The sequence below is a fragment of the Algoriphagus mannitolivorans DSM 15301 genome (genome assembly GCF_000429425.1).
Classification (GTDB): Bacteria; Bacteroidota; Bacteroidia; order Cytophagales; family Cyclobacteriaceae; genus Algoriphagus; species Algoriphagus mannitolivorans.
The window spans coordinates 63282-76589 of the sequence record NZ_AUBV01000004.1; the positions used below are offsets into that span (position 1 = coordinate 63282).

Sequence of the window (13308 nt, forward strand, 5' to 3'; positions counted from 1 at the left end):
AATTCCTCAGAGGCGATTTATTATTTGGTGACTACTCCAAACTCTCCAAAGGTGGCAGCATTTCCATCGGTCGTTCGAAGGGCTTTCAGGCGAATCCATCTTGCAGGCACCGGATCTAAAACCACGCTCTGCTCTATCGGACTATTTTGGATATTGGAAAACTCTCCCCGAGTGGCTTTTTTCCAAACTTCCCCATCTTCACTGACTTCCAAGGAATATTCAGCGATAAATCCGCTTGGATACCTGCTCTGCATGGGCGTATAAGTGAAGCCTTTCAAATTCACAGATTGGCCAAGATCCACCACCAGTTCATTGGTTTTGGATGTCCAGAAAGTCCCTGGGTTCTCATCAAAGGCCTTTTGAACGTCCTCGGTAGCTCCTACGGCTTTCCAAAAAACTTTGGGAAGATCAAAATCGACCTGCTTCACGGCTGAGCTTTTGGCTGTCTTCGGATCAAAAACCAAAGCCTTAACCGTGGTGGGTTGAGTGACAGCTAACTCAGCGGAAAAGAGATTTCCATCGGGCTGAGGAGTACTGCCATCCAAAGTGTAAAAAATCTGGAGACCTTCTTCTGCAGCTTGGATATTGACTTTTCCTTCAGGAGTTCTGGAGATTTTTGGAGGGAAAAGCAATGGAGGGGCATTATAAACACCGATTTCGGAGATTACAGGAATCCCCTTTCCATCGAGAAAGTTGATCCGGATTTTTTCAGCTTCAGTATCCGGAATTCTTAAAATTCGCTTGTAGCCGATGGTGGTTCCATCAGCGATTTTTTCCCAGTTTCCATTCAATTGCTTTTCCACAGAAAAGGCCTTCACCCGCTGACCCAAGTTGACAAATTCCTGAATCAGAATTCGGTTGAAAGTCACTGCTTTCCCAAAATCTAATTCCACACTGGCCTCAACCTGACCATCCGGAGTCGTCCAATAGGTATTGAAATCTCCGTCGGAAAGCAAGTACGCCCGATAATCTTTCCCCCGGTCCGCACTTGCGGAGAATGATGCTCCCTTAGCCAGGTTATTCGCAAAGTCTTCCTTGATTTTGGCCGCCATTTCCATAATCGCCGCTTCATCTTTTTCATGGATTAGGCCTCGGGTGTCCACTGGAAAATTGATCAACAAAGAGCTGTTTTGCCCAATACTTTTGTAATAGATCTCCATCAGCTCTGGAAGACTCCTTACCTTATGATCCTCATAAGCATGATAGTACCAACCGGGACGAATACTCACATCTGCTTCTGCAGGCACCCAATGGGTACCGTTTTCCTGACCTCTTGCCCATTTGTCAAAATCAGGCATCCCTGCATAGACTGAGTCCCGCATCAAATTGGACCAGGTCGTTTCGTAGGCAAATCCATGCTCATTTCCCACCCATCTTACATCCGGGCCTGCATCTGAAAACATCATGGCATTGGGTTGGAGCCTACGAACTAATTCATGGGTAGTCGGCCAGTCGTAGTAGGTAAACTTGTCTACTTTTCGCTCCTCGTTTGCTCCACCATACCAGCCTGTTCCTCCATTGGCTCCATCAAACCAAACCTCAAAGATTTCTCCATAATTGCTCAGCAATTCGGTCAGCTGATTACGCATGTAGGTGATGTATTCCGGTTTGCCATAGTCGGGATGATTGCGGTCCCATGGGGAATAGTAGATCCCGACTTTCAACCCATACTCTCGGCAGGCATCCACAAACTCCCGAATCAAATCCCCTTTTCCATCTCTCCAGGGGCTGTTTTTCACGGAATGCTCGGTGTAGGCCGATGGCCAGAGCACAAATCCATCGTGATGTTTAGCGGTAATGATCAACCCTTTCATACCGGCTTCCTTGGCAATTCTGGCCCACTGTCTTGCATCCAGATCGGTCGGGTTAAACTGCTCTGGCTTTTCATCTCCAAAACCCCATTCCCGATCCGAAAAAGTATTCATGTTGAAATGGATAAATCCATAGAATTCCATTTCCTGCCAAGCGATTTGTCTTTCGTTTGGCACAGGTAAAATTGCTTCAGGGGGGAGAGCTTTTTCATCGCAAAAACTAAGACTCAAAGCTAAAAGTGGCCAGATATACTTCTTCATAGGGGTTAATTTGGCCAAAAACCTACCGAATTTGGACGGGAAAGGAAAGCAAAAATTGACCAATGACTCAAAATGGAAACCTTTGCAAAGAAAATCAGCTTTTGTCTGTGATATTCCTTTTAATTTCCCTTCATGAAAACAACGCTCTCCCTCCTATTCTTTTTATTCACCTTGGGGCTTCAGGCTCAAATCCAGCTGAAAATCACGGATAAAATCACGGGCACACCACTTGAAAACGTGCGTGTGAGAGCCGGAAATACCCTTCAGAGAACAAATAGTTCGGGCATTGTTGCTTTCCCGGGAGAAAAGCTTCAAGTTTCTTTCGCTTTGGAGGGTTACGAGTTTTTTCAGAAAACCTTTGAAGCAGGAGAGCATGAAGTTCAACTTGTACCGGTGGTGATGAATCTTGGAGCGGTGACCGTTCAGGCATTTGAATCGGAAAGACCGCTTTTGGAACAAAGTGCAGCCATCGCTAGAGTTACCGAACGTGATTTTGCGAGATTCAATGAATCCTCGCCTGTCAATGCATTTAACCAAAAAGCTGGGGTACGAATTGAGGAAAGGGCCCCGGCCAGCTACCGTGTTTCCATTCGTGGAAGTTCGCTAAGATCCCCGTTTGGAGTTAGAAATGTCAAGGTTTACTGGAATGATGTCCCTTACACCTCTCCCGATGGAACTACCGCCTTGAATCTTTTGGACTTGAGCAATATCCGAACTTCAGAGATTGTGAAAGGCCCATCCGGAAGTATCTATGGAGCCGGTAACGGTGGAGCCATTTCTTTGTATAGCCAGCCGGATCTAAGCGGAAACCGACTCTCTACCGAATATTTAACCGGAGATTTTGGACTTTCGAGGTTTCGGCTAGGACTAAGCCAGCAAGTTGGAAACGGTGGAATTGACGCCTCTTTCGTCAGTCAAAAGTCGGATGGTTACCGGGTACACTCCGCAGTAGATCGTCAGGTTTTCCAGTTGGGAAGCTATTTCCCGGTTTCTGAAAAACAGGAAATCCGAACCCAATTATTGATTTCAGATTTAGACTACCAGATTCCAGGCGCTTTAAATGCCGACCAATTAGCGGCGGACCCCAAGCAAGCCCGACCTGGCTCAGTCAATCAAAATAGCTCGATCTCGCAGCAAGCTGTACTGTTTTCTCTTGGTCATACCTACAAATTTTCTGATCGTACCAGCAATACCACCACCCTCTATGTCAATACCAATGACTTCGAAAACCCCTTTATTCTGGACTACAAAAAGGAATTGGGCTTTGGTTATGGAGCGAGGACAAAATTCATCCACAACGGTGCCTTGGCAGGCAAAACTCTGAGATTGATTGCCGGAGCGGAATATCAAAACAGTCTGACCGATGCACAGAATTTTGGAAACCGAGCTGGAAAAGCTGATACGGTACGCTTTGCCGATAAGCTTCGGGCCTATCAAGGGTTTTTGTTTCAACAGGCCGAGTTGAATTTCACGGACAAACTTCTTTTCACTTTAGGACTCAGTGAAAATTTCTCAGGCTATGAGATTGACCGCCTAATCGATGCCAGCGGAAAACCTACAGGGCTTTCCACTCGAACTTTTGATCCAGTGGTCGTACCGAGAGTAGCTCTGAACTATCAGCTTGGCCAATTTAGCTCGGTCTATGGCTCGGTGAGCGGAGGCTTTTCTCCACCCACAATTGACGAAGTCAGAACCAACGAAGGCAGCGTAAATTTGGATCTGGAAGCGGAAAAAGGAACCAATTTCGAAGTAGGTTATCGCCTAGGAAGAGAACGCTTCAATGCGGAATTGATCGGCTACTTCCTAAAGCTGGACCAAACCATCACCACCTTCACTAATGCCAATGGAGTGGTTTTGTTCAGAAATGCAGGATCAACGGATCAAAAAGGAATCGAGGCCTCCCTTGATTATGCAGTTCTTAGAAATGGGAATGGATTTATCCGGGATTTCTTGGTCGGAACCGCCTATACAGGACAATTTTTCACCTTTAAAGAGTATCGCAAAGGAACCAATGATTTCTCCGGAAATGACCTGACAGGCGTACCGCAAAACAATCTGGTTACCCGACTTGATCTGAGAACCCAAATCGGAGTCTACCTCAACCTCACCCATCAATTTACAGACGAGATTCCTCTTAATGATGCGAACACCGTATTCCAGGACTCCTACGACCTGGTCAACTTGAGATTTGGCTATATAAAATCCTTAGGCAAGATAGATCTGGAACTCTTTGCAGGGGTGGATAATCTCTTGGATGTAAGCTATTCTTTAGGCAATGATCTGAATGCCTTTGGGGGTAGATTTTTCCAACCTGCACCTACCCGGAATTGGTATGGGGGTGTGAAGTTGGGAATTAGATACTAAGAAAACCTACTACGAAAGATAGGTTTCAAGATACGCTACGCGAGATAAATCGAGATATGCTCGGCGAGATAGCTATCTTGGCTTTAGGCCAATCTTGAAAAATATCTGCGCAGCTTTCTTTATCCAGTTCAATTATGAAGAAAATCTCTATTTTATTCGCATGTCTTCTATTATCAGTAGTCTCCTTTTCCCAAGAAGAAAAGTCTGAAACCAAATGGGTTCCTCGAGATCCTCAGAAATTTGAGACTAGCCATTCGGGTACTTTCAACGGACAAAAAATCTCCTACAAAGCTGTTGTCGGAGAGACTTTTTTGAAAAATTCCAAAGGTGAAGTTACCGGAGCCCTTTGGTCCACTTCCTACATTCGGGATGGAGTAGACACTTCCAAAAGGCCAGTGTTATTTATCTTCAATGGTGGCCCGGGATCGGCTTCCATTTGGCTGCATATTGGATTTTTCGGGCCAAAAGTGGTCAAAACCGATTCAGAGGCCAAAGTGGACGATGGAGCCGCTCCCTACCGATTTGTGGACAATACCCAAGCCTTGTTGGATATCACCGACTTGGTGTTTATTGATCCTATTGGGACAGGATTTAGCCAGATCGAAGGAGTAGGAAAAACTTCTGATTTTTGGGGATTGAATGAAGATGCGGCTTCTATTGCTCAGTTTATGCGGATTTGGGTGACCCAAAATGGAAGATGGCAAGCACCGAAATTCATGGCAGGCGAAAGCTTTGGCACTACCCGTGCAGCAAAAGTCGCCCAAGTTTTGGAAGGCGGGGGACAAAACATGGCTCTTAACGGCATTGTATTGATTTCTCAAGCACTAGATTATGCCGGATCCTCCAGCTGGGAGGACAATTTAACCTCTTTTTTCACCTATCTCCCCTCTCAGGCAGTAACAGCTTGGTATCATGGCAAAGCTGGAAAAGGAAAGTCCTTGGAAGCTTTTGTCCAAGAGGCAAGGGACTTTGCCTATGGGGAATACTTGACTTCTCTTTTCTTGGGAGAAAAGCAAACTCAAACTCAAAAAGAGGTAATAGCAGCCAAATTAGCCTATTTCACGGGCTTGGATAAGACCTATATTCTAAGATCTGACAATCAAATCTTGATGCACCGATTCAAGAAAGAATTGCTTCGGGAGGAAGGGAAAGCCATCGGAACTCTTGACGGAAGGTATCTGGCCTTGGAAACGGATCAAGTTGCCGAAGGCCCGGTATTGGGTGATCCTGCAAGCTATATGACCAGTTCGGCTTATACTGCCGTCTTCAATGATTATTTGATGCGGAATCTAAAGGTCAACATAGATCGCCCCTATTTTACTTCTGCAGTTGGGATGGGAGGAAATTGGAACTGGAAACCGGTTCCGGATGGAGCTTACTGGGAACCGAGTTATGTGAGTACTGCTAGAGCTTTGAGTGAAGCCATGCACCGAAATACGCAAATGAAGGTGATGGTTGCCAATGGCTATTACGATTTGATCACCCCGTTTTTTGATGCGGAATACACCTTTGCAAGGCACGATTTCCCACAGGATCGAATCCATATGACTTACTACGAAGCAGGGCATATGATGTACAACCGACAGGAGGATTTCGATGCTTTGGCCAAAGACATCCGTGAATTTTTGGAGGGGATGTTGAAATGATTTTATAAATTTTTTGTTATTACTTTGTAGTCACAATTCAAATTCCCAATGGAAACAAATGTTGTCAAAATCGGAAACTCAAAGGGCATCAGGTTAAGCAAACTTATCCTCGAAAAGTATCAAATAGGGGAAAAGGTTGAGCTTATTCTTGAAGACGAGCAAATAATCTTGAAGCCCATAAAAGCTCCTAGAGAAGGCTGGGAAGAAGCTTTCAAAAAAATGCATGAGGAAGGGGATGATCAATTGATGATCCCGGATGTATTTGAAGACGAAGAGCCAGAGGAATGGAAATAAGGCAATATCAAATCATCTTGGTGAATTTAGACCCTACTGTTGGAAGAGAAATAAAAAAGACCAGACCTTGTGTAGTCATTTCTCCAAAAGAAATGAATAAGTATTTGGGCACTTTGGTCATAGCTCCCATGACCAGTACACTTAAAAATTATCCAACAAGGATTCCAGTCCGACATCAAGGTAAAGAAGGAATGGTCGCAATTGACCAAATTCGTACTATAGACAAGTCTAGGGTCATAAAGGTTCTGGGAAACCTTACCTCCATCGAGATTAATCAGATAAAAGACAAAATCAAAGAAACTTTTGTGGACTAATTCCAATTGAATAAAAAACAATTTTAAAACCATGCAAATACCCGATTTCAATAGCAAAGAAGTAACCAAAATCATCCGCGGAAGACGATCTCAGTTTGCCGCTCAATTCAAGGAAAATGATCCCGTTGCAGATTCGATCATTGAGGAAATCCTGGAAAATGCCAACTGGGCTCCAACCCACAAACTCACCCAACCTTGGAGATTTATTGTCTACACCGGGGAAGGATTGAAGAAATTCGCCGACTATCAGGCAGAACTATACAAGCATAGAGCCGAGAAAAACGGCACCAACTTTATCGAAGCAACTTACCAGAAATTCAAGGAACAACCTTTGAAGGCTTCTCATGTGATCGCTATTCTGATGAAGCGAACTGAAGGTTCGGGAATTCCGGTGATGGAAGAGATTTCTGCAGTTGCGATGTCAGTGCAGAACATGTATCTCACTGCCTGTGCCCATGGATTGGCTTGCTACTGGGGTACCGGCGGACCGACTTTTTGGCCTGAGGCTAGAAAAGATTTCGGATTGGAAGGAGAAGATATGCTGATGGGCTTTTTCTATGTGGCCAAGCCTGCTTCGGACAACTGGCCGGAGGGAAAAAGAGATTCTCTAGCTGAAAAAGTGGCTTGGATTAAAGAGTAATTCGTCATCTCGAGGAACGAAGCGATCTTATTAAAAGAAAAAAAGGAAGGCTATCACCTTCCTTTTCTTGTTCTTAGGAAAAAATCCTTCCTAAATCAAACCTTTCTCTTTTAACTCCCTTTGAAGAAATAGGTAGGTTTCCAATTTCTGTTTATCAATAAAAGACTCTTCTCTTTTTTCAATTTCTTTTGGAGAAATGACTTCCTTTCCATCTATGACTTCAAGAATGATTTTCTTATTTGGCCCAATCAATTGATCAAACCATTTGACATCTTCATTTTTATCTTTATCAAATCCTGAAAGATGGATGCTGAGTTGTTCCTGACCCTGAAAGTGTTTGATGCTTAACATAAAGGTCATTGAATAATTTCCAGAATCTATCTGAAAACTTTCATTAATATCGGACGAGGTTATTTTTATTCCTTTCATTTTGGATAAAGGTCAGAGTAGATCTAAATCAACCCTGCCTGCTCGAGCTCTTTTTTTAAAGCTGAATAAGCTCTTAGCTTTCCTTGAAGGATAAGATCATCTGGGGCAGAACTATCTATTTTAATTGGAGTGGACGACTCCCCATTATCAACTATTTTCACTACAAAATCATCCCCGATTTTCAATTCTTCCTCTTTCCAAACTAAACGTTCGTTAGTGGTTGCATTCCTTCCACTTAAATTTAGAAAAATTTCTTCCTTTTCATTTGAGCTTACAACCGTTAGGTTTAATGAAACAACCCCTGATTCTATAAGGCCAGTAATTCTTTCCTCTCCTTTTATCAATTCAATTCCTTGCATATTTCTGAAGTTAAATTTTTTAATCCTCAAACCTCTTCCCCGACCCAAAACAATTCTGCCCCTTTGATCTCAGAAATTCCCTCGGGCACTTCCACCTGAGTAAGGTAAAATAGCGGCAAAAAAAGCTTTCCATCATCATTGGAAAGCTCCACGGGCATCCCCTCTTTTCCCAAGATCCGGATCGTTGAGGCTACAAACCACTTCTTAAATTCCTTGGACTTCACCGGATAGTACTTCCATCCGGCATCCAAAATCGTCAAATCCAAAAACTCGGTTTCAGAAGCTAAGCTTTCCCAGTTCTGATGGGAATAGCCAACCAAATGAGCTCCTTTATGCTGGGAAGCCTGTAAATAGTGGAGTCCTTCGTGTAGGAAATTTGTCTTATAAGTAGTGAGAAATTTCACCGGGTATTGCTCTTCCAAGAGATGAAGATTAGCTCTCTGGAAAGCTTCCTCCGCTAAAATCACATCCACCTTGATCCCCCAGCTCAGTACCTGATCCAGACACTCCTGCCAAACCAAGACGGTAGGCACCCACTCCAAAAGCGGGGAAACAGATTCAAAATTCAGCTCTTCCGTATTCAGAATAAAAACGGCGGGTTCTTGCTGTTCTTTGACAAAATGATGGCTGGACATCAGCTCCAGAGTTTTTGATAGAAGTTAAACACATTTTCAAAAGCCAGTTTTCTGACTTGGGCTTCACTCATACTTTCACGCAAGGCCTCAAGAATTGAGGGGTATTTTCCTGCATTTTCCACTAAAGGAAAATAAAAAGGATGTCGGTTTTTATCCGGAAAATTGAGCGTATAGAAAAAATCTGCCCCAAACGAAATCGCATTTTCACCCATTTTCACCCCATGGAGAATGTGCTCATAAAGCCTCTCCGGAACTTCCCGATCCAAAAACTCCCTTAGGAAATTCACTCCGATCAGTCCTCCACGCTGGATGACTTCCAAGGCAAATTCATCACTGATATTCCGTTTGTGATCCCAAATCGCCCGAAAATTGGAATGGCTGGCAATCACAGGAATCGGCAAATGATGCCGGTCAATATGATTCAAAATGCCTTCGGCCAACAAATCCGAGGTATGGGAAAGATCCACAGGAATCCGCTTCCCGGCCATATAATCCAAAAGTCTTTTCCCGTCTTCCTTGAGTCCAATTCCTTCGGTATAATTCCCTCCTCCAAAGCGGTTTTCGGTATGATGCGTTAAGCTGATGTAAGCCAGCTGTCCAACCTTTTCGACAATGGAATCAAATTGCGCATAAATTTCTTCCCAAGTGGATTTTTCGGTACCAAAGCCAGCGGCATTTTCCACTGAAGCAATGACGCCAATACAGCTTTCTTTATCCACATTGGCAATATATTCTTGATTAAATGCCGTTAGCGATTGGTCATGGTTTTGAAGAAGTTTTCCAAACAAATCTGCTTGTTTCGAGGCGATCCTCATGCTGGCATCCTCTACATTGGTATAGATGGCCAAAACCTGCATTTTCACTCCTCCTTCTTCCAGCCATGGAATGGCACAAGCAATTTGATCTTTGATGTAAGGATCCGCTCCTGGTACTAGGGCTAAGTAAGAAAGCAGGTCACAATGTAAATCGGCTATGGGTAGGTTCATTTTCATATTCGGGTTTACTACAAAATAAGGATTTTTTTGAAACAGGATCCTTACCTGAAAGACCAAGCCGGGAGGACCAAGAGATATCTTCTTCATACTCAATCCCTCAGAATTGTTAAGACCAGTTATTTTTCAAAAAGCATTCTTTCCTCGATTTTTTCCATCAATTCCTATCTTTGAATCCTTTCAAAACCAAAACTCCTAACCATGGCCATCGCTAAACCTTTTAATTTCAAAAAATGGATTGAAGACAATCGTCATTTACTTAAACCGCCGGTGGGCAACCAGCAGGTGTACAAAGGCAATGACGACTTCATCGTGATGGTGGTGGGCGGTCCCAACTCCCGAAAAGATTACCACTATGACGAAGGCGAGGAGTTCTTCTACCAATTGGAAGGAGATATCGTGCTGAAAATCATCGAGGACGGCAAACCGAAAGACATAGAAATCAAAGAAGGGGAGATCTTCCTTTTACCCCCAAAAGTGCCTCATTCTCCGAGAAGGCCTGCCAATACGGTTGGTTTGGTGATAGAGCGTTACAGAAGGGCTGGAGAAAAAGACGGCTTTATCTGGCACTGCGAAAAATGCGGCACTTTGCTTCACGAGGAATATGTGGAGCTAACCGATATCGTCACCCAACTTCCTCCGATCATGGAGCGATTTTGGTCTAATCAAGACCTGAGAACTTGCAAAAGCTGCGGGACTGTGATGGAAAAGTAAACCTGTCCATGGTCGATTGACCATAGACCATGGCCCACCAGGTTTAATTCACTCACAAAGAACTTTATCTGTTATTTGTATGAACTGCCTTTTCTATGGACTATGGTCCATTGACTATTTACTAAAAAAATGAACTACAAATTCTCCGAATCCTTTGCCCGTGAACTAGATGCCCAAGATCCCTTGGCGCATTTTCGCTCCAGATTTCATTTTCCCAAAGTGGATGGAAAAGAAGCGATTTACTTCTGCGGAAATTCCTTGGGCCTTCAGCCTAAATCTGCAAAGGATTATCTGGCAAAAGAACTTAGCAACTGGGCAGATTTGGCGGTTGACGGACACTTCCATGGGGAAGACGCCTGGTATCATGTTCGGAAAAAATCAAAGCCAGCCTTAGCAGAAATCCTCGGAGCCCAGGAGCATGAGGTGGTAGCTATGAACAACCTCTCAGTCAATCTTCACTTGCTCATGGTTTCTTTCTACAGACCTACGAAAGAGCGGTACAAAATTATCGTCGAAGCTGGAGCCTTCCCTTCCGATCAATACATGCTGGAAACTCAGATCAAGTTTCATGGATTGGATCCGGCTACCACTTTGGTAGAACTCAAGCCCAGACCGGGGGAGCATACGCTGCGAACTGAGGATATTATCTCCGAAATAAAAAAACAAGGGAATTCCCTCGCCATGGTCAATATGGCAGGAATCCAGTATTACACGGGCCAGCTTTTTGATATGCAGGCCATCACCAAAGCAGCTCATGAAGTTGGAGCAGTGGCTGGGTTTGACTTAGCCCATGCTGTCGGAAATGCTGTCCTCAAGCTTCACGATTGGGATGTGGACTTTGCGACCTGGTGCAGCTATAAGTATTTGAATTCCGGTCCGGGTAATGTTTCGGGGATCTTTGTGCATGAACGCTATGCTGAGCGACCTGACCTCCCTCGCTTTGCGGGTTGGTGGGGACATGACGAAGGAGAACGCTTCAAAATGGAGAAAGGCTTTGTGCCTATGTATGGAGCGGATGGCTGGCAATTAGCCAATTCAAATGTCCTGGCTTTGGCAGCCCATCAGGCTTCACTGGATATTTTTCAGGAAGCGGGGATGGAAAATCTTCGAAAAAAGAGCCAAAAACTGACAGCCTATTTAGAATACCTGATTGAGCAAATCAGCGGAAAATCAGGAGTTTTGGAAATAATCACCCCAAAAAACCCGGCTGAAAGAGGCTGCCAGTTATCTTTGCTGATTCACCGAGGCGGAAAAGCCGTCTTTGATGAATTCTATAAACATGGAGTGGTGGGAGACTGGAGAAACCCGAATGTCATAAGATTAGCCCCTACTCCTCTCTACAACAGCTTCTTGGATGTGTACCGCTTTGCGAAGGTTTTGGAACAATCCTTGGAGAAATTCGCTTAATAAAAGCGCGACTTGATTTCTAATGAAGAAAAATAACATCACGGTCTTGGGCGCCGGTCTGATCGGAAGCCTGATGGCCATATACCTCAAGCGGCAAGGCCTGGACGTATCCATATACGACAAAAGGCCCGATAAACGCAAAACTCCCTATTTCGAAGGCGGACGATCCATCAACATGGCTTTGAGCCATCGAGGATGGAAAGCACTTGAGCAAGTAGGCTTAAAGGAAAAAGTCCTTCCTCTTGCGATTCCCATGTATGGAAGAAGAGTGCACGACGAACATGGAGGCACGACCTTTATTCCTTATGGAAAAGCAAACCAGGCGATTTATTCCATTTCCAGAGGAAAATTCAACCAATTGCTCGCTGAAGAGGCTGAAAGATTGGGAGCCAACCTCCACTTTGAATACAAGTGTGTGGACGTAGATTTCAGAAGCAATGAAATCACTTTTGAAACACCAAAAGGGGAAGAAAAGCTTACGCCCAATGTCATCATCGGAGCCGACGGAGCCTACTCCTCACTTCGGATGGCCATGCAAAAGCAGATTCGCTTTAATTACAAGCAGGAATACATTTCCCATGGCTATAAGGAACTCACCATTCCCGCTACTCCGGAAGGTGAATTTGCCATGGATCCCAATGCCCTGCATATCTGGCCAAGAGGTAAGTTTATGCTGATTGCCTTGCCAAATCCTGACAAATCTTTCACCTGTACCTTGTTTTTGCCCTTCGAAGGCACCAAAGTTTGCTTTGATAAAATCACCGACGAGGACGATCTGGAGACCGTGTTTCGCGCTTATTTCGATGACGCTTTTCAGTTAATGCCTGATTTGAAAACGGAGTTTTTTAAGAATCCTACCGCTGCATTGGTCAATGTGGAATGCTATCCTTGGGTCCAGGGAAATTCCCTTTTGATCGGAGATGCCTCTCATGCCATGGTTCCCTTCTACGGACAAGGAATGAACTGCGGCTTCGAGGATTGCTATATTTTGAATGGTTTGATCGAAAAACTTGGAACCAACGCCTGGGACTTGGTTTTTGAAAAATTCCAGAAAAAGCGAAAGATCGACACGGATGCCATCTGCCAATTGGCTATGGAGAATTTTGTCGAAATGCGCGACAGCGTGGCTGATCCTAAATTTTTGCTCCGCAAAAAAATCGAAGCCAAACTGCATGATTTATATCCGAATGATTGGATTCCGCTCTACTCCATGGTGACTTTCTCCGATATGAGTTATGCTGAAGCTTATGCACAGGGGAAACTGCAAGAAGCGATCATGGACAAAGTCATGGCAGATCCATTAATCACGGAAAACTGGAATAAACTCGACTACGAGGACATCATCAATCAAATGGAAATAGCAAAGGCGGTGTAAAAACCGCCTTTTTTTATTATTTTCTCCCGCAGATTTACACAGAAAAAGACTCAGATTTCCAATTCTG

At 44.2% G+C, this 13308-nt stretch carries 13 protein-coding genes; 8 read left to right on the plus strand and 5 right to left on the minus strand.

The genetic code is table 11. The features are described from left to right. Nucleotides 1-20: 20 nt before the first annotated feature. The gene (locus G458_RS0102790) at nt 21-2072 is read right to left on the minus strand and encodes an alpha-L-fucosidase (RefSeq protein WP_026950556.1); all 2052 of its coding nucleotides are present in this window, start codon (nt 2070-2072) and stop codon (nt 21-23) included. 132 nt (nt 2073-2204) lie between these two features. On the opposite strand from G458_RS0102790, the gene G458_RS0102800 reads away from it, so the two are divergent. The 5 genes from G458_RS0102800 (at nt 2205) to G458_RS0102820 (ending at nt 7330) form a co-directional block, all read left to right on the plus strand. After that, nucleotides 2205-4436, plus strand: coding sequence for a TonB-dependent receptor family protein (locus tag G458_RS0102800; protein WP_026950557.1), 2232 nt, complete (start codon nt 2205-2207; stop codon nt 4434-4436). Between the two features lie 134 nt (nt 4437-4570). Continuing rightward, nucleotides 4571-6082, plus strand: a complete 1512-nt coding sequence (locus tag G458_RS0102805) for a S10 family peptidase (RefSeq protein WP_026950558.1) — start codon at nt 4571-4573, stop codon at nt 6080-6082. A gap of 48 nt (nt 6083-6130) precedes the next feature. Continuing rightward, nucleotides 6131-6376, plus strand: coding sequence for an AbrB/MazE/SpoVT family DNA-binding domain-containing protein (locus tag G458_RS0102810; RefSeq protein WP_026950559.1), 246 nt, complete (start codon nt 6131-6133; stop codon nt 6374-6376). After that, nucleotides 6367-6690: a type II toxin-antitoxin system PemK/MazF family toxin gene (locus G458_RS0102815; protein WP_026950560.1), complete on the plus strand. Its 324-nt coding sequence runs from the start codon at nt 6367-6369 to the stop codon at nt 6688-6690. Before G458_RS0102810 ends, G458_RS0102815 begins: the two co-directional genes overlap by 10 nt. Before the next feature lie 31 nt (nt 6691-6721). Beyond that, nucleotides 6722-7330, plus strand: coding sequence for a nitroreductase family protein (locus G458_RS0102820; RefSeq protein ID WP_026950561.1), 609 nt, complete (start codon nt 6722-6724; stop codon nt 7328-7330). 90 nt (nt 7331-7420) lie between these two features. Here the strand turns inward: G458_RS0102820 and G458_RS20070 are convergent, their stop codons facing one another. Genes G458_RS20070 through G458_RS0102840 form a run of 4 tightly spaced genes read right to left on the minus strand, consistent with a single transcriptional unit; the run spans nt 7421 to nt 9835 of the window. Then, nucleotides 7421-7759, minus strand: coding sequence for a hypothetical protein (locus G458_RS20070; protein ID WP_035467673.1), 339 nt, complete (start codon nt 7757-7759; stop codon nt 7421-7423). A gap of 23 nt (nt 7760-7782) precedes the next feature. Further along, nucleotides 7783-8118 (minus strand): hypothetical protein, encoded by a 336-nt coding sequence (locus G458_RS20075; protein ID WP_035467675.1) that lies wholly within the window; start codon nt 8116-8118, stop codon nt 7783-7785. 26 nt (nt 8119-8144) lie between these two features. Beyond that, the gene (locus G458_RS0102835; protein WP_026950563.1) at nt 8145-8753 is read right to left on the minus strand and encodes a hypothetical protein; all 609 of its coding nucleotides are present in this window, start codon (nt 8751-8753) and stop codon (nt 8145-8147) included. Beyond that, nucleotides 8753-9835: a dipeptidase gene (locus G458_RS0102840; protein ID WP_322786235.1), complete on the minus strand. Its 1083-nt coding sequence runs from the start codon at nt 9833-9835 to the stop codon at nt 8753-8755. Before G458_RS0102840 ends, G458_RS0102835 begins: the two co-directional genes overlap by 1 nt. A gap of 111 nt (nt 9836-9946) precedes the next feature. Here G458_RS0102840 and G458_RS0102845 point away from each other — a divergent pair, with 111 nt between their 5' ends. The 3 genes from G458_RS0102845 (at nt 9947) to G458_RS0102855 (ending at nt 13241) form a co-directional block, all read left to right on the plus strand. After that, entirely contained in the window at nt 9947-10459 is a 513-nt protein-coding gene (locus tag G458_RS0102845) for a 3-hydroxyanthranilate 3,4-dioxygenase (protein WP_026950565.1), read from the plus strand. Nucleotides 10460-10588: 129 nt separating this feature from the next. Beyond that, nucleotides 10589-11866 (plus strand): kynureninase, encoded by a 1278-nt coding sequence (kynU, locus tag G458_RS0102850; RefSeq protein WP_026950566.1) that lies wholly within the window; start codon nt 10589-10591, stop codon nt 11864-11866. A 22-nt stretch (nt 11867-11888) separates the two neighbouring features. Beyond that, nucleotides 11889-13241: an FAD-dependent oxidoreductase gene (locus G458_RS0102855; RefSeq protein WP_026950567.1), complete on the plus strand. Its 1353-nt coding sequence runs from the start codon at nt 11889-11891 to the stop codon at nt 13239-13241. Nucleotides 13242-13308 lie beyond the last annotated feature (67 nt).

Excerpts from the sequence above, each read along its gene's own strand:
- G458_RS0102790 (WP_026950556.1), bottom strand. The coding sequence starts at position 2,072 with ATGAAGAAGTATATCTGGCCACTTTTAGCTTTGAGTCTTAGTTTTTGC.
- G458_RS0102800 (WP_026950557.1), top strand. The coding sequence starts at position 2,205 with ATGAAAACAACGCTCTCCCTCCTATTCTTTTTATTCACCTTGGGGCTT.
- G458_RS0102805 (WP_026950558.1), top strand. The coding sequence starts at position 4,571 with ATGAAGAAAATCTCTATTTTATTCGCATGTCTTCTATTATCAGTAGTC.
- G458_RS0102810 (WP_026950559.1), top strand. The coding sequence starts at position 6,131 with ATGGAAACAAATGTTGTCAAAATCGGAAACTCAAAGGGCATCAGGTTA.
- G458_RS0102815 (WP_026950560.1), top strand. The coding sequence starts at position 6,367 with ATGGAAATAAGGCAATATCAAATCATCTTGGTGAATTTAGACCCTACT.
- G458_RS0102820 (WP_026950561.1), top strand. The coding sequence starts at position 6,722 with ATGCAAATACCCGATTTCAATAGCAAAGAAGTAACCAAAATCATCCGC.
- G458_RS20070 (WP_035467673.1), bottom strand. The coding sequence starts at position 7,759 with ATGAAAGGAATAAAAATAACCTCGTCCGATATTAATGAAAGTTTTCAG.
- G458_RS20075 (WP_035467675.1), bottom strand. The coding sequence starts at position 8,118 with ATGCAAGGAATTGAATTGATAAAAGGAGAGGAAAGAATTACTGGCCTT.
- G458_RS0102835 (WP_026950563.1), bottom strand. The coding sequence starts at position 8,753 with ATGTCCAGCCATCATTTTGTCAAAGAACAGCAAGAACCCGCCGTTTTT.
- G458_RS0102840 (WP_322786235.1), bottom strand. The coding sequence starts at position 9,835 with ATGAAGAAGATATCTCTTGGTCCTCCCGGCTTGGTCTTTCAGGTAAGG.
- G458_RS0102845 (WP_026950565.1), top strand. The coding sequence starts at position 9,947 with ATGGCCATCGCTAAACCTTTTAATTTCAAAAAATGGATTGAAGACAAT.
- kynU (WP_026950566.1), top strand. The coding sequence starts at position 10,589 with ATGAACTACAAATTCTCCGAATCCTTTGCCCGTGAACTAGATGCCCAA.
- G458_RS0102855 (WP_026950567.1), top strand. The coding sequence starts at position 11,889 with ATGAAGAAAAATAACATCACGGTCTTGGGCGCCGGTCTGATCGGAAGC.